This is a genomic window from Bradyrhizobium sp. KZN70725 (assembly GCF_055264925.1).
The window spans coordinates 83158-98747 of the sequence record NZ_JBUYWT010000014.1 but is presented as its reverse complement, the minus strand read 5'-3'; the positions used below and the strand labels follow the sequence as shown (position 1 = coordinate 98747).

Here is a 15590-nt window from a genome sequence, read left to right as displayed (position 1 = left end):
GAACCAAGTAGTGAATTGAGATGTTCGAGGATCGATTGGCGCGCTCAGCTGCCCGCAAACGGGGGGCGCAAGGCGTCGATTTTGCCCCAGCGTTCCACCAGATAATCGACAAATGCCCTGATCTTAGGCGATGCGAGACGTGACGGCTGAAGCATCAGATGTAGCGGCGTCGGCGCCGGCTCATGGTCGATCAACAGGCGCGTCAGGCGACCGTCGGCGAGCTCGGACTGCACTTGCCAGGACGGCACGCGGACGATGCCGGCGCCCTCCCGCGCCGCGCTGACCAGCGCGTCGAGGCTATTCATCCAGAGCCGACCGGATATGCGGATTTTGCGACCCGTCTTGCTGCCGTCGGCAAAGCGCCACTCCGCGCTGCCGGGCGAATCGGAAAACACCAGGCAGTCATGCCCGGCAAGATCAACCGGTGTCTGCGGCGCGCCGCGCCGGGCCAGGTAGTCCGGCGACGCGCACACAATCATCTGCAGATCGGTGAGCTTGCGCGCTACCAGCTGCGAGTCGCGCAAGCGGCCGATGCGTATAGCCAGATGGATATCCTCCTCGACCATGTCGACGGCGCGGTCGACCAGAAGAAGGTCGACGGACAGCGCCGGATGGCGGCGCAGAAACTCGACCAGCAGCGGCGCGATCACGAGCCGTCCGATCAGACTCGGCGAGCTGACGCGGATCCGTCCCGATGGCTGATGCGGGTCGCGCGCCAGCGCCGCCTCGATCTCCCTGACTTCGCCGAGGATCGATTTCGCGCGCTCGTAGAGGATGCGTCCGTCGTCGGTCAGCGCGAGCTGGCGGGTGGTGCGCAGCAGCAGGCGAGTGCCGAAATGCTCCTCGAGCGCGCTGATCTGCCGGCTCACCGAGGTCAGCGAGCTCGGCAGCGAGCGCGCGGCCGCCGACAGGCTGCCGCTCTCGACCGCGCGGACAAAGGCCGCCATCGCCGCAAGCCGGTCCAAGCCCGATCCTTCCGCATTTCGCAAGAGAGCCTGCTCATCTGCAGCAATACCCCCGTCTTCCAGAAGGGTCTAGCCTGACGGCTCCACGATTTGAGGAGTTCGACATGGCCTCAACGTCCATCCGTCCAAATTCGCTCGAGCGGCGCGGACGTGCCGGCGCCGACGATCCGGCCATCCTGCTTGTTTTCTCCTGCGTCGGACTGTTAATCGACGTGCTGACGTTGCCGATGCAGGGCGCGACGTCCTCGATCCCACTCCGCTTTGCCTTGATTGCGGTCGCTGCTCCCGTGGCAGCGCTGGTCGCACTGTGGTTGGCCGACCGCACCGAGGCAGGCGCCTCCTGACGATGCGAAGGACATGATGGCCGGCCTCGATCCCAAGGAATTGCTCGAACTTGCGCTGCTGCTGATTGCGGTCGGGGCGCTGTCCGGCTTTCTCGCCGGCCTGTTCGGCATCGGCGGCGGCGCGATCCTGGTGCCGGTGTTCTACGAATGCTTCCGGCTGGCGGGCGTGCCGCTCGAGGTGCGGATGCCGCTGTGTATCGGCACCTCGCTCGCGATCATCATCCCGACCTCGCTGAGCTCGTTCCGCGCCCATTATCGCCGCGGCGCGGTCGATATGGAGATCCTGAAGCGCTGGTGGCTGCCGATCGTGATCGGCGTCGCCGCCGGCAGCGTCACCGCGCGGTTCGCGCCGGAGCGGCTGTTCAAGATCGTGTTCGTGATGGTGGCGTGGTCGGCGGCCGCGCGCCTGCTGCTGGCGCGCGAGACCTGGAAGTTCGGCGACGACGTGCCGAAGGGCTTCCTGATGCGCGTCTATGGCTTCTTCGTCGGCCTGCTCTCGACGCTGATGGGCATCGGCGGCGGCCTGTTCGCCAATTTGCTGATGACCTTCTACGGCCGGCCGATCCATCAGGCAGTCGCGACGTCTTCGGCGCTCGCGGTGCTGATCTCGATCCCCGGTGCGCTGGGTTACGTCTATGCCGGTTGGCCCGCCGCCGCGCGCTTCCCCGACGTCACCGCGTTGCAGCTGCCGTTCGCGCTCGGCTACGTTTCGCTGATCGGTGCGCTGCTGGTAATGCCCACCACGCTCGTCACCGCGCCGCTCGGCGTCAAGGTCGCGCACGCGCTGTCGAAGCGGGCGCTGGAGGTGGCGTTCGGGGCCTATCTCTTCATTGTCGGCGGACGGTTCGTGATCAGCCTCGTCGGAGGGCACTGATCGGCTCGTCCTTCAGCCGTACTTCGCTGTGACCCGACCGTCGGAGGTCTCCGACACCCTCGATCCGATCGGCGTGGGACAGGAATCGCAAGCGTGCTCCGATCATTTCAGGAGCTATTGGCAATTTCAGTTTCTCGCAGTCTGCCATCGCGACCCCTATAATCATCGCGACCTTTTGCCATCGCGATGTCAGGGCCGACATGATGATGTCGTCGAGCGCAGCTTCCGTAGCGTCGCGGGGGAGACGCACGTCGCTCCACTTCAGTTCGGAGGTCGGGGGAGGCAGTTCTTCATGAAGCTCCAGCTTCATCAGGTCGCGAAACTGTTCGTAGAGCGGTAGCATCACCTGCCATTTCAGCTCGAGCAGGAGGTCATAAAGCGGGCCATCCAATTCAAGTCGCTCCTGTTTTCCGAGCTCCGCAATCGCGACTCGAGCCTTCTTCATCGCCTCGTGCGCGATGACGAGTTGATCGTTAATCTGGATAGCCTGCTCCCGCTCCATCTACCCCTCACGACGTTCTTGCGGCTTCATCCCTTTGCGTAGATATCCTTATACGTATCGCGCAAAATATTCTTCTGCACCTTGCCCATCGCGTTGCGCGGCAATTCCTCGACGACGAAGACGCGCTTCGGCATCTTGAACTTCGCCAGCCGTCCGTCGAGCGCCTTCAGCACCGCGGCCTCGCTGACATCGGCGCCCTTGGCGCAGACCAGAACGGCGGTGACGCCTTCGCCGAAATCGGCATGCGGCACGCCGATCACGGCTGACTCGATCACGCCGGGCATGGCGTCGATCTCGCTCTCGATCTCCTTCGGATAGACATTGAAGCCGCCCGAGATCACAAGATCCTTGCCGCGGCCGAGGATGTGGACATAGCCCTTGTCGTCGATCTTGCCGAGGTCGCCGGTGATGAAGAAGCCGTCGGCGCGGAATTCGGCCTTGGTCTTCTCCGGCATCCGCCAGTAGCCCTGGAACACGTTCGGGCCGTTGACCTCGATCATGCCGATGGTCTCCCGCGGAAGCTCCTTGCCGGTCTCGGGATCGGTGACCCGCACCGAAACGCCGGGCAGCGCGACGCCGACCGCGCCGGGCACGCGGTCGCCGTCATAGGGGTTGCTCGTGTTCATGTTGGTCTCGGTCATGCCGTAGCGCTCGAGCACGGCGTGGCCGGTGCGATCAGACCATTCGCGATGGGTGTCGGCGAGCAGCGGCGCCGAGCCCGAGATGAACAGCCGCATGTGCCCGGTGGCGTCCTTGTTCAGGCCGGGATTCTGCAGCAGGCGGGTATAGAAGGTAGGCACGCCCATCATCACGGTGGCGCGCGCCATCAGCTTGATGATCACGTCCGGGTCGAACTTCGGCAGGAAGATCATCGAGGCGCGCGCAAACAGCGTCACGTTGCTGGCCACGAACAGGCCGTGGGTGTGATAGATCGGCAGCGCGTGGATCAGCACGTCCTTGTCGGTGAAGCGCCAGTAGTCGACCAGCGAGTACGAGTTCGAGGCCAGATTGTCGTGCGACAGCATCGCGCCCTTGGAGCGGCCGGTGGTGCCCGACGTGTAGAGGATCGCGGCGAGATCATTGTTGCCGCGCGGCACGGTGGCGAATTCCTTCGCCGCCTGGTCGGCGGCCTCGGTCAGCGAGCCGTTGCCGTTGGCACCGAGCGTCTCGACCTTGGCGCCTACCTTGGCGGCGATCGCCTTGATGCCGTCCTGCTTGGAAGGATCGCAGACCACCAGCGCCGGCTCGGCGTCGGTGATGAAGTATTCGAGCTCGTTCAGTGTATAGGCGGTGTTGAGCGGCAGATAGGCGCCGCCGGCGCGCACGGTGGCGAGATACAGCACCAGGGCCGAAACCGACTTCTCGGTCTGCGCCGCGACGCGGTCGCCCGGCTTGACGCCGCGCTCGACCAGCACGTTCGCCATCTGGCCGGCGCGCGCGATCAGATCGCCATAGGAGATGCGGCTGCCGTCGAGCTGCTCGATCGCGAGCCGGCTGGGGTCGTCGAGGCCGTCGAACAGGCGGGAAAACAGGTTGGCGTTGGTGGTCGTGTTCATGCAAAGATTCCCCGAGGGGCGAAGGGCCGGAAGAGTTCGGCTGGATTAGCAAAAACGCCCTTCAGAAAGCAACGGAGACAGTTTGCATGACAAATAATGGGAAACGCGTGGCCTGGGTCACCGGCGGCGGCACTGGAATCGGCGAATCCGGGGCGGAATTCCTGGCTGCGGACGGCTGGACGGTGGTGGTCTCCGGCCGCCGCAAGGAAGAGCTCGACCGCGTGGTGGCCAACATCACCAAAAAGGGCGGCAAGGCCGAGGCGATCCCGCTCGATGTCAGCAACAAGGCCGACGTCAACAAGGCCGCCGAGACGATCGTCGGCAAGCACGGCCGCATCGACCTCCTGGTCAACAGCGCCGGCATCAATGTGCCGAAGCGCAGCTGGGCCGACATGGAACTGGAAGGCTGGGACAAGCTCGTCGAGGTCAACCTCAACGGCGTGCTCTACTGCATGCGCGCGGTGCTGCCGACGATGCGCAAGCAGAAGGACGGCTGCATCATCAACGTCGCCTCCTGGGCCGGCCGCCACGTCTCGAAGATGCCGGGCCCGGCCTACACCACGACCAAGCACGCGGTGCTGGCGCTGACCCATTCCTTCAACATGGACGAATGCGTCAACGGCCTGCGCGCTTGCTGCCTGTCGCCGGGCGAGGTCGCGACCCCAATCCTGAAGCAGCGGCCGGTGGTGCCGAGCGAAGCCGAGCAGGCCAAGATGCTGCAGCCCGAGGATTGCGGCCGCACCATCGCCTTCGTCGCCAGCATGCCGGCACGGGTGTGCATGAACGAGATCCTGATCAGCCCGACCCACAACCGCGGCTTCATCCAGACGCCGGCGAACCGGGATTAGATGAGGACCGTCTTCTCCTTCCCCCTGAAAGGGGGAAGGCCGGGATGGGGGTCAGCCGCAGGCTATGCTGTATGCGGAGAGCGCTGATCCCCACCCGCTTTGCTCTGCGAGCAAAGCGACCTCCCCTTTTCAAGGGGAGGTTGGAGCTCCGTAGCCCGGATGGAGCGAAGCGTAATCCGACGGTCTGCCCGCGGAGAGGCTGGTTCCGGATCTCGCTGCGCTTGATCCGGGCTACAAACGACGGAGTCCCGCGCGACTCACTCGATGATCTCGTTCAGCTCTTTCCCGGTATGCTCCGGCACGAACAGGAACACGCCGATCGCCATCGCGATCATCAGCACCGGGATGCAGAGGAACGACAGCGCGAACGAGCCGGTGTGCTGCTGAAGCGCGATCGAGACGAAGGGAAACAGCACGAAGCCGACGAAATAGGCGATCGCCCAGACCACGCCGTTGGCGGCGCCGCGGATGCGGGTCGGGAAGATCTCAGCGGTCAGCGTCGTGCTCGGCCCCCAGAAGCCGAGGAAGCCGAGACACCAGGCGAGCCCGAACGTCCATAGCAGCACGCGGTCTTCGGAATAGACCCAGAGCGTCATGAAGATCGCACCCTCGATCAGGGTGATGATGAAGGTGCGGCGGCGGCCGATCTTGTCGATCAGCCAGCCCACCAAGCACAGTCCAAGGAAGCCGCAGAGCCCGTAGAACACGTAGAACAGGCTGTACTCGGCGGTCGACCAGTGCTTCTCGGTCGACAGATACAGCGGCATCCAGGCGCCGACCGTGCCGTAGATGCAGGTCGAGGCGCAGGCGACGAACAGCGCAACAAGCGTGGCGGGCAGCACGTCGGGCATGAACACCTGGCGGATGCCGACCGACTTGGCCTTGCCGAACCAGGCGCTGTCCTCGGCGCTGACCGTGCCGCCGCGCGCCAGCGTCTCCGAGATGCGCCGCTTGCGGTCCTGCGCGCGCACCCAATAGGGCGATTCCGGGCAGGTGGAGCGGATATAGATCGCAAGCAGCGCGATCACGCCGGGCACCATCACTGCGATGCGCCAGCCGAGATTGGCAGCCACGAGCCCGGTGATTGCGCCGGCGAGCGTGGCGCCGAGGCACCAGGCCGAGCGGGTGATGCTGATGACGCGGCCGCGCAGCCGGGCCGGCCAGGTCTCCGCGACCAGCATCGAGCCCAGCGACCATTCGCCGTTGAGCGCGAAGAACAATAGCGAGCGCGCGATCACGAACACCGCGAAGGTCGGCGACATCGCCGCGACCGGCATCAGGAGCGAGAACAGCGCGATATTGACGGCGAGCAGCGTGCGGCGACCGTAGCGGTCGGCGAGCCATGGCCAGAAGTAAAGCCCCGCGATGCCGACGAACAGCGCGATCTGCATGCCGGAGCGGTACTCCGGCAGGCTCAGCGAAAATTCCTTGATCACCATCGGCGAGATCAGCGCGAAGATCACGCCGTCCATGCCGTCGAAGCCCCAGCCGAGCGCGTTGGCGGTGGCGATGTGCCAATGCGTTTTCGTGATCTCGGTTGTGTCCGCAACCGCGCGGTAGTTGGCGTATTGCAGGTGCTTCTGCTCGAGCGGACCGATGTCGATACTTGCATCGTTCACCGCAGGTGCGGCGTGGCCGTCAGCCGTGATGCTGCTCATGATGCCTCCCCGCGGCCGCTTTCTGCGAAGCTGTGCCGCAACCTCAAGCTGAACCAATCAGCTGACTGCGGCAAGCAAATTGCTCGCGGCAGCGCACGCGTCCATTCCGCTGAATGGAATGCATGCCGGGCGCGCGAGGCGTCGCGTGTACGCAGCGCGCGCCGGCCGGTTTCAACAATCACAAAGAATTATTTCCGGAAACCGTCCGGAAAGCCTGCCGTAGCTCAGCCAACGACGACGCACTGATCAACCAGCACGCGCCGTTGTTGCCCCTTCAACGCCGGCGAAGCCTCGCCGGTCGGCCTACTCATCGGGAGATGAAACCATGTCGAAGCGTATTGCCTATCTCGCCGCCGCCGCCTTCAGCGCGCTTGCGATCACCGCCACTGTCGTGGCGCCGGTCCGTGCCGAGGAAAAGACCGTGATGGTCGGCGGCGCCGCGATGTTCCCGTCGAAGAACATCGTGCAGAACGCCGTCAACTCGAAGGATCACACCACGCTCGTCGCCGCAGTGAAGGCTGCGGGCCTGGTCGGCACGCTGGAAGGCAAGGGCCCGTTCACGGTGTTCGCGCCGACCAATGCCGCGTTCGGCAAGCTGCCGGCCGGAACCGTCGACACCCTCGTCAAGCCCGAGAACAAGGCGACGCTGACCAAGATCCTCACCTACCATGTGGTGCCGGGCAAGCTCGAGGCCTCCGACCTCACCGACGGCAAGAAGCTGAAGACCGCCGAGGGCGAGGAGCTGACCGTCAAGAAGCAGGACGGCAAGGTCTGGATCGTCGATGCCAAGGGCGGCAGCTCGATGGTGACGATTTCCAACGTCAACCAGTCGAACGGCGTCATCCATGTAGTCGATACCGTGCTGATGCCGGCGACGTAACACCTGGCGGCCTGCTTTAGTCCCTCAAAGGACCCGCGACATAGCGAGCCGGCGCCTCGCCCGGCTCGCATTTTTGTGACCATGTGAAGCAGCCTATATCAAACTGATGATGCCTGACCCCGTAACGGAACGCCGGTTCCGGGCGTATAACCTGGTAACGATCACGAGCAGAGACATCCCATGACGAGCCTTGCCGTCAGCGACCACCAGGCAGAGACCGCGACGCCCGCGAAGGCGATCCAGCCGGTCTGGGTGCGCATGGTGCACTGGATCAACGCCTTCGCGATGATCCTGATGATCATGTCCGGCTGGCAGATCTACAACGCCTCGCCGCTATTTAGCTTCACCTTCTCGCGGAGCATTACGCTCGGCGGCTGGCTCGGCGGTGCGCTGCTCTGGCATTTCGCCGCGATGTGGCTGTTGATGGCCAACGGCTTGGTCTATCTGGCGCTGGGTTTCGCCACCGGCCGCTTCCGCAAGAAGCTGCTGCCGATCACCCCCGGCGGCGTGATTGCCGACACCAAGGCGGCGCTGGCCTTCAAGCTGTCGCATGACGATCTCAGCAAATACAATTCGGTGCAGAAGCTGCTCTATGCCGGCATCATCGTGGTCGGCGTCGTCATCGTGCTGTCCGGCCTGTCGATGTGGAAGCCGGTGCAGCTGCATTGGCTGGTGTCGCTGTTCGGCGGCTACGATTTCGCCCGCTACGTTCACTTCACCTGCATGGCGCTGATCGTCGCCTTCCTGGTGATCCATGTCGCGCTCGCGCTGCTGGTGCCGAAGAGCCTGCGCGCCATGATCATCGGACGCTAGGGAGGTAGTCATGGGTCGTCTCCGCAAGCTCCTGATCCCCGGTGTCGACAAGAAGCTGCTCGTGCGCGATGCGGTGAAGACGATGCCGGAGCTGACGCGCCGCCGCTTCATCACGGCGGGCACCAGCCTCGGCGCGCTGACGCTGCTCACCGGCTGCGATGTGGTCGATTCGTCGTCAGCCGAGGAAATGCTGAAGCAGGTCTCGAAGTTCAACGATGCGGTGCAGGCCTGGATGTTCAATCCGGATGCGCTGGCGCCGACCTTCCCCGAGAGCATGATCACCAAGCCGTTCCCGTTCAACGCCTATTACGATCTCGACGACGCGCCTGAGATTGCGGCAGCGGACTGGAAGCTCGAGGTGCGCGGGCTGGTCGAGAACAAGAAGTCGTGGACGCTCGACGAATTGTACAAGCTGCCGCAGGTCAAGCAGGTGACGCGGCATATCTGCGTCGAAGGCTGGAGCGCGATCGGCAGCTGGACCGGTACACCCTTGCGCGATTTCCTCAAGCTGGTCGGCGCCGACACCCGTGCCAAATATGTCTGGTTCCAGTGCGCCGACAAGGACGGCTACAACTCGCCGCTCGACATGCGCTCGGCGCTGCACCCGCAGACCCAGATGACGTTCAAATTCGGCGACGAGATCCTGCCGCGCGCCTACGGCTTTCCGATGAAGATCCGGGTCCCGACCAAGCTCGGCTTCAAGAACCCGAAATACGTGCTCTCGATGGAAGTCACCAACGACTACAAGGGCGGCTACTGGGAAGACCAGGGCTACAATTCGTTCAGCGGAAGCTAACTCGCTGTCGTCCCGGCCTAATGCGCAATTGCGCACGGGAGCAGGGACCCATACTCCGCGGCCGAGGGAATAGGCAGGCTGGGAGACGCTCCCTCCATCGCAACCGCTTGTGGTTATGGGTCCCGGCCTTCGCCGGGACGACGCTGGGAGGGGATCTTCCTCTGAAACGCCGACAGCAGCGCGCCGAGCGCGAGCATCGCGGCCGACACGTTCAACGCAAATGACAGGCTGCCGACAGCGTCGGTGATGGCGCCGACCACGATCGGTCCGAGCGTCTGGCCGATGCCGAAGGCGATGGTCATCGCCGCGATCGCGGTCGGCCAGGATTGCGGCGGGTAGTTGAAGCGCACGAAGGCGGTGGTCGAGCCGACCACGGCGAAGAAGGCGACGCCGAACACCAGCGCCGAGATCGCCAGCAGCAGCGGCGAATGCCCGAAGATCGGCAGGCTGGCGCCGAGGGCGTTGACGCCGAGGATGATGGTGGTGGCGAGCCCGCCGCGGTCGAGCGCCAGCACCCGCCCCCAGACCCAGGGCGTCACGAATGCGCTGACGCCGATCAGGCTCCAGAACGCGCTCTGTGCAGCCGCGCCGCCGCCGCCGTCCCGGACATAGGCGATCATGAAGGTCATGTAAGCGATGTAACCGGCGCCGAACAGGAAGTAGGCGGCGAGGTAGATCAGGACCGGCATGACAGCGAATTGGGTCCGCACGATGCCGCCGGCGGCGGTGTTGGCGTGGAGCGGCGCCAGCATCAGCGGCACGGTCATGATCGCGGAAAGCAGCGTCATCGCCCACCACACGATCCACCACGAGCCGGCGCCGAAGCCCTGCAGCACGAAGGGCGCGATCAAGCCCGATGCGAGGATGCCGACGCCCGGCCCGGCATAGAACAGGCTGAGCAGGAAGTTCGCGCGTTCGGGTCGCGATTGCGCGATGGTCGCCGCAAGCGCGCCGCCGCCGACAAAGCCGATCGCGGCGGCGAAGCCGACCAGCAGGCGGGCAAAGCTCAGCACCGCGAAATTGCCCGAGAGGGCGCAAAGCGCCAGCGACAGCGCGCAGGCCAGCGTCGACCAGCGCACCGATGCGGCAAGTCCGAAGCGCTCAATCAGCCGCGAGGCGAGCAGCGCACCGACCAGATAGCCGGCGGCATTGATCGTGTTCATGAAGCCGGCGGCCGAATAGGACCAGGCCAGCTGCTCGCGCATGTCGGGCAGCACCAGCGAATAGGCAAACCGGCCGATGCCGAGACCGACCGTCGGTGCGAGCGACAGAATAAGGATCAGCCGCGCGGGATGCGGGTAGGACGGGGCGGGGGCTCTCACAATTCACTCCGGCAATGCGGCCATTGTGACAGGCCGCGGCGGCGCTGCCCAGCGCCGATGCCCGCAACACTGTCTTGCGTATCAGGCAATCAGGCGATCAGGACCAGCGCGACGCCGATCACGGTCAGCAGGGTTCCGCCGACGATCCGCGCCGTGATCTCGACATGCTTGAGCATCATCGCGCTCATCACCACGGTGACCAGCGGGTAGATAGCGGCGAGCGGCGCCACCAGCGTGATCGGGCCGTTGCGGACCGCGGCGAACAGGCTGAGCGCGCTGAGCCCGTTGCTGATCCCGGTCAGCGCGAACCAGAACCGGCCCTCGCGCGGCGCCTGCACCATGAAGCTGCCCTTGCGGACCCGTTGCACGGTCAGCACCACCAGCGAGGACATGACGTAGCCGACCAGGCAGGCCCATAGCGGGCTCGGCCAGATCGCAAGGCCGAGCTTGGCGATCGGCGGCACGATGCCGCGCACCAGCGCGCTCGCGAGCGGCAGCAGCAGCGCCCAGCTGCGCCAATGGCCGAGGTCGCGCGGCCTCGTCACGGTGATGATGGCGGCGCCCGCGACCGCGACGACGAGGCCGATGAGCTGCTGCGGCAGCAAGGGCTCGTGCAGCAGCACCACGGCGGCGGTCACCGCAAACAGCGGCGCCAGATTGCCCAGCGTCGAGGTGATGACCGGTCCCAGCGCCCGGTTTGACGCAAAGGTCAGGAGCGTCAGCGAGGCCGGGAAGAACAGCCCGATCGCCATGAAGATCGGCAGCGCACGCCAGACCACCGGCTCGCCATGCAGGATCAGCGGCGACAGCACCAGGAATAGCAGGGTGAAAGTGGGCACGCTGATCGCGGCGCCCGACAGCGGCTCGACGGTGCGCAGGCCAAGCTGCGCCAGCACCACCCCGGCGCCGAGGAAAATCGCCGAGGCGAAGGCGTAGACGATGGCTGCGGTCATGAGGTCCGTCTTGTTGGCTTCTAGAGGCGCGGGTTGCCCGTTGGGACCATTCTGGGCCGATCCGAGGTGCCTTGCCAATCCGGCTCCGGCGCTTTAGCACTCCGGCCGGATTTCCCCCGCTCGTCATGCCCGGGCTCGACCCGGGCATCCATCCATCTTCAGAGGCCTTTCGAAGCGGGATGGATTGCCGGGTCATCTGTGCGAGGACGCGCTTCGCGCTCTTGCCCGGCAACGACAACAACGATTAGCTCGAGGTAACACCATGGCGACCCATAAACTGCTGCTTCTCCCCGGCGACGGCATCGGCCCCGAAGTGATGGCCGAGGTGCAGCGCCTGATCGACTGGCTGAATGCGCAGGGCATCGCGAAGTTCGAGACCGAGCAGGGCCTGGTCGGCGGCTCCGCCTATGACGCCCACAAGGTGTCGATCTCCGAGGGCGACATGGCCAAGGCGACGGCGGCGGACGCCGTGATCTTCGGCGCGGTCGGCGGCCCGAAGTGGGACAGCGTGCCCTATGAGGTCCGTCCCGAGGCCGGCCTGCTGCGGCTGCGCAAGGATCTCGGCCTGTTCGCCAATCTGCGCCCGGCGGTGTGCTACCCGGCGCTCGCCGAGGCCTCGAGCCTGAAGCGCGACGTGGTTGAGGGTCTCGATATCATGATCGTCCGCGAGCTCACCGGCGGCGTCTATTTCGGCGAACCGAAGACCATCACCGATCTCGGCAACGGCCAGAAGCGCGCGGTCGACACCCAAGTCTACGACACCTACGAGATCGAGCGCATCGGCCGCGTCGCCTTCGACCTGGCGCGCAAGCGCCGCAACAAGGTGACGTCGATGGAGAAGCGCAACGTCATGAAGTCGGGCGTGCTCTGGAACGAGGTCATGACCCAGGTCCACGCGCGCGAATACAAGGACGTCACGCTCGAGCACCAGCTCGCCGATTCCGGCGGCATGAACCTCGTCAAGGCGCCGAAGCAGTTCGACGTCATCGTGACCGACAATCTGTTCGGCGACATGCTGTCCGACATCGCGGCGATGCTGACCGGCTCGCTCGGCATGCTGCCATCGGCCTCGCTCGGCGAAGTCGACTCGAAGACGAAGAAGCGGCGCTCGCTGTTCGAGCCGGTGCACGGCTCGGCGCCCGATATCGCTGGCCGAGGCCTCGCCAACCCGATCGCGATGATCTCGTCGTTCGGCATGGCGCTGCGCTATTCCTTCGACATGGGCGAGCTCGCCGACAAGGTCGATGCCGCGATCGCGGCCGTGCTCGCCAGCGGCCTGCGCACCGCCGACATCAAGTCGGAAGGCACCACGCCGGCCAGCACGAGCCAGATGGGCGAGGCGATCCTGAAGGAATTGCAGAAGCTGCACGCGTGACGGCTCTGCCGTCATTCCGGGGCGATGCGTAGCATCGAACTATGGTGTGCGCTTGCGCACCTGAGAATCTCGAGATTCCGGGTTCATCGCTGCGCGATGCCCCGGAATGACAGCACCAAAAATGAAAATGCCCGGCCGGAGCCGGGCATTTTCGTATCGGCTGCTCGCCGAAATTCTCAGTACAGCGGGAAATTCCGCGGATAGCCGCCGAGATCGGCCGGCGGGCTGAGCGGCTGGCGATCGATCGGGCGGTTGTTGTTCTCACGCGCGAACGAGGGATAACCGATCTCCGGCGGATAGGCGTAGTCGTTGAACTTGCGGTCGCCCGGCAGCACTTCGGTGCCGGCGTCGAGCCACGAGCGCGTGGTGACGTAAACGCGGGTGCGCGGACCCTGCTGATAGACCCGGTTCGGACCCTGCGCGCCGTAGTAGCGGCGGCCATCGCGGTCATACTGCTCCTGCTGCTTGCGCGTGCTCGGGCTCTGCGCGCTGGCTGCGGTCATGCCGAACGCGGTTGCGGTGACGGCAGCCGCGGCAAGCAACACCACGAGCTTGTTCGCGGCAGGGAATTCTAGGGTCATCGCATCCTCGTCATTACGGCCCCGTCGGGGCTGGCGCGTCCGCCAAAATCACTCGGAACACATTGTAGCCATGGTGGGGAGGCCGTCACTAGGTCAATTGCGCCACACCGGCCGAGATAATGAGTGTCCAAGCGCAAAAGTTTCATGAAAACCAGTGCTTTGCCACGGTCTCGCCATCAAAGGGCGCCGCGCAGGCGCGGGTTCTCGCTGCCCATGACCCAGTCGGCCGACAGGGCCGGCGCGCCGGAGGTAACGCAGTCGGTGCGCTTGAGCTCGGCATGCGCGAACAGGGCGGCGAGCCGCGGATCGTTGCCCGCGGCCAGCAGGGTCAGGCGGTTCAGCATGCAGATGATCGCGGCGCGCCGGGCCGGCAGGCTGGCGCCCTGGCAGGTCCAGCCGGAGATCCGGAGGTCAGGCGCGTCGGCCTGCTTGAGGAAGCCGAGGCAGGCGCGGTCGCCGTCCTGCCGCGCCGGGCGCAGCAAGGTGACGCTGCCGAACTTGCTGTCGACGATGCCGGCAGCCTCGAACTCGCGGACGCCGCCCGGGTGGAGTCGCCCGGCAATCTCGGTGACCGCAGGCCCCATGGCCTCGCCGCCGGGGCGATAGATCTCCAGCTCGGCGACTGTTGCACCGTTGGCATCGGCCCAACGGAAGGCGTCCTTGCGGCCGCCCTCGGGGTGCCGGAAGATCTCGTAAGTCTCTGTTTTATCTCGCAGATCGAGCCGGCTTACGGCAAAGGCCGGCGCCGTGCGGCCGGCCGGGCTCCAGCCTGCGGCGGCAGGGGCCGCCATCGCCGTTGCGTCGGGCAGTTGCTTCCATAGATAGTTGCCGAGGACGACGAACAGCGCGAGCACGGCGACATAGGCGAACAGCCGGGAGAGCGTGGCGTACACCTCGTCGACGAAGCTCGTCAGTGTTGACGGAATTCTCGTATGATGGGGCGCGGCCGGATCGGCCCGAAATAAACGCATCAAAACGCTCAAAAACTACGCAACGTTGTCTTGACGGGGTTTCTCGCATAGAAGCGCTGCCTCTTCCCTTTCCGCAGCTTGCGGGGGAACGGGCATTTTTCGTCGGAGAGTGAACGATGGGTTACAAAGTCGCGGTGGTCGGAGCGACCGGCAATGTCGGGCGCGAAATGCTCAACATTCTCGACGAGCGCAAATTCCCCGCCGACGAGGTCGTCGTGCTGGCCTCGCGCCGCAGCGTCGGCATCGAGGTCTCCTATGGCGACCGCACGCTGAAGGTGAAGGCGCTCGAGCACTATGACTTCTCCGACATCGACATCTGCCTGATGTCGGCCGGCGGCTCGGTCTCCAAGGAATGGTCGCCCAAGATCGGCGCCGCCGGCGCGGTCGTGATCGACAACTCCTCGGCCTGGCGCATGGACCCGGATGTGCCGCTGATCGTGCCCGAAGTGAACGCGGATGCGACCGCCGGCTTCACCAAGAAGAACATCATCGCCAACCCTAACTGCTCGACCGCGCAGCTCGTCGTCGCGCTGAAGCCGCTGCACGACAAGGCGACGATCACGCGCGTCGTGGTCTCGACCTATCAATCGGTGTCGGGCGCCGGCAAGGACGCGATGGACGAATTGTTCTCGCAGACCAAGGCCGTCTACACCAACGACGAGCTGGTCAATAAGAAGTTTCCGAAGCGCATCGCCTTCAACGTCATTCCTCAGATCGACGTCTTCATGGAAGACGGCTACACCAAGGAAGAGTGGAAGATGATGGCGGAGACCAAGAAGATCCTCGATCCGAAGATCAAGCTCGCCGCCACCTGCGTACGCGTGCCGGTCTTCGTCGGTCACTCCGAAGCCGTCAATGTCGAGTTCGCCAATCCGATCACGGCGGACGAGGCGCGCGACATCCTGCGCCGCGCGCCGGGCTGCCTCGTGATCGACAAGCACGAGCCGGGCGGCTACGTCACGCCCTATGAGGCTGCCGGGGAGGACGCGACCTATATCAGCCGCATCCGCGAGGACGCGACGGTGGAGAACGGCCTGTCGTTCTGGTGCGTGTCGGACAACCTGCGCAAGGGCGCGGCGCTCAATGCCGTGCAGATCGCCGAAGTCCTGATCAACCGCAAGCTGATCACCGCCAAGCAGCAGGCTGCATAGC

16 protein-coding genes are annotated in these 15590 nt (G+C 65.1%); 8 read left to right on the top strand and 8 right to left on the bottom strand.

Annotated elements, in window-relative coordinates:
- Positions 1–44: 44 nt before the first annotated feature.
- Positions 45–965, bottom strand: coding sequence for a LysR family transcriptional regulator (locus ACZBJS_RS16170; RefSeq protein ID WP_316395368.1), 921 nt, complete (start codon positions 963–965; stop codon positions 45–47).
- 104 nt (positions 966–1069) lie between these two features.
- Between ACZBJS_RS16170 and ACZBJS_RS16165 the strand changes: the two genes are divergently transcribed.
- Together ACZBJS_RS16165 and ACZBJS_RS16160 are read left to right on the top strand one after the other, a co-directional pair.
- Positions 1070–1309, top strand: a complete 240-nt coding sequence (locus ACZBJS_RS16165; protein WP_076834686.1) for a hypothetical protein — start codon at positions 1070–1072, stop codon at positions 1307–1309.
- Positions 1310–1322: 13 nt separating this feature from the next.
- Entirely contained in the window at positions 1323–2183 is an 861-nt protein-coding gene (locus ACZBJS_RS16160; protein ID WP_316395367.1) for a sulfite exporter TauE/SafE family protein, read from the top strand.
- On the opposite strand, the gene ACZBJS_RS16155 is transcribed toward ACZBJS_RS16160, so the two are convergent.
- Together ACZBJS_RS16155 and ACZBJS_RS16150 are read right to left on the bottom strand one after the other, a co-directional pair.
- On the bottom strand, positions 2161–2685 hold the full coding sequence (locus ACZBJS_RS16155; RefSeq protein ID WP_316395366.1) for a DUF3658 domain-containing protein: 525 nt from the start codon (positions 2683–2685) through the stop codon (positions 2161–2163). The two genes, ACZBJS_RS16160 and ACZBJS_RS16155, sit on opposite strands and share 23 nt — an antisense overlap.
- A 26-nt stretch (positions 2686–2711) precedes the next feature.
- Positions 2712–4241, bottom strand: a complete 1530-nt coding sequence (locus ACZBJS_RS16150; RefSeq protein WP_316395365.1) for a malonate--CoA ligase — start codon at positions 4239–4241, stop codon at positions 2712–2714.
- A gap of 86 nt (positions 4242–4327) precedes the next feature.
- On the opposite strand from ACZBJS_RS16150, the gene ACZBJS_RS16145 reads away from it, so the two are divergent.
- The gene (locus ACZBJS_RS16145; protein ID WP_229192485.1) at positions 4328–5089 is read left to right on the top strand and encodes an SDR family oxidoreductase; all 762 of its coding nucleotides are present in this window, start codon (positions 4328–4330) and stop codon (positions 5087–5089) included.
- A 257-nt stretch (positions 5090–5346) separates the two neighbouring features.
- Here ACZBJS_RS16145 and ACZBJS_RS16140 read toward each other — a convergent pair whose 3' ends face one another.
- Positions 5347–6747 carry an MFS transporter gene (locus ACZBJS_RS16140; protein WP_316395364.1) on the bottom strand — a complete coding sequence of 467 codons (1401 nt, stop codon included), beginning with the start codon at positions 6745–6747 and terminating at the stop codon, positions 5347–5349.
- 325 nt (positions 6748–7072) lie between these two features.
- Between ACZBJS_RS16140 and ACZBJS_RS16135 the strand changes: the two genes are divergently transcribed.
- The 3 genes from ACZBJS_RS16135 (at position 7073) to ACZBJS_RS16125 (ending at position 9236) form a co-directional block, all read left to right on the top strand.
- Positions 7073–7627, top strand: coding sequence for a fasciclin domain-containing protein (locus tag ACZBJS_RS16135; protein ID WP_057020966.1), 555 nt, complete (start codon positions 7073–7075; stop codon positions 7625–7627).
- 180 nt (positions 7628–7807) lie between these two features.
- Positions 7808–8440 (top strand): cytochrome b/b6 domain-containing protein, encoded by a 633-nt coding sequence (locus ACZBJS_RS16130; RefSeq protein WP_076834681.1) that lies wholly within the window; start codon positions 7808–7810, stop codon positions 8438–8440.
- A gap of 10 nt (positions 8441–8450) precedes the next feature.
- Positions 8451–9236 carry a molybdopterin-binding protein gene (locus tag ACZBJS_RS16125; RefSeq protein ID WP_057020964.1) on the top strand — a complete coding sequence of 262 codons (786 nt, stop codon included), beginning with the start codon at positions 8451–8453 and terminating at the stop codon, positions 9234–9236.
- Positions 9237–9349: 113 nt separating this feature from the next.
- On the opposite strand, the gene ACZBJS_RS16120 is transcribed toward ACZBJS_RS16125, so the two are convergent.
- Both ACZBJS_RS16120 and ACZBJS_RS16115 read right to left on the bottom strand, forming a co-directional pair.
- Positions 9350–10558: a YbfB/YjiJ family MFS transporter gene (locus tag ACZBJS_RS16120; protein ID WP_316395363.1), complete on the bottom strand. Its 1209-nt coding sequence runs from the start codon at positions 10556–10558 to the stop codon at positions 9350–9352.
- Positions 10559–10647: 89 nt separating this feature from the next.
- Positions 10648–11511 (bottom strand): EamA family transporter, encoded by an 864-nt coding sequence (locus ACZBJS_RS16115; RefSeq protein WP_316395362.1) that lies wholly within the window; start codon positions 11509–11511, stop codon positions 10648–10650.
- A gap of 262 nt (positions 11512–11773) precedes the next feature.
- On the opposite strand from ACZBJS_RS16115, the gene leuB reads away from it, so the two are divergent.
- The gene (leuB, locus tag ACZBJS_RS16110; protein WP_092086966.1) at positions 11774–12886 is read left to right on the top strand and encodes a 3-isopropylmalate dehydrogenase; all 1113 of its coding nucleotides are present in this window, start codon (positions 11774–11776) and stop codon (positions 12884–12886) included.
- Between the two features lie 176 nt (positions 12887–13062).
- On the opposite strand, the gene ACZBJS_RS16105 is transcribed toward leuB, so the two are convergent.
- Both ACZBJS_RS16105 and ACZBJS_RS16100 read right to left on the bottom strand, forming a co-directional pair.
- Positions 13063–13467 (bottom strand): hypothetical protein, encoded by a 405-nt coding sequence (locus tag ACZBJS_RS16105; RefSeq protein ID WP_057020960.1) that lies wholly within the window; start codon positions 13465–13467, stop codon positions 13063–13065.
- A gap of 176 nt (positions 13468–13643) precedes the next feature.
- Positions 13644–14438: a hypothetical protein gene (locus tag ACZBJS_RS16100; RefSeq protein WP_316395361.1), complete on the bottom strand. Its 795-nt coding sequence runs from the start codon at positions 14436–14438 to the stop codon at positions 13644–13646.
- 116 nt (positions 14439–14554) lie between these two features.
- On the opposite strand from ACZBJS_RS16100, the gene ACZBJS_RS16095 reads away from it, so the two are divergent.
- Positions 14555–15589, top strand: a complete 1035-nt coding sequence (locus ACZBJS_RS16095) for an aspartate-semialdehyde dehydrogenase (RefSeq protein ID WP_316395360.1) — start codon at positions 14555–14557, stop codon at positions 15587–15589.
- Position 15590 lies beyond the last annotated feature (1 nt).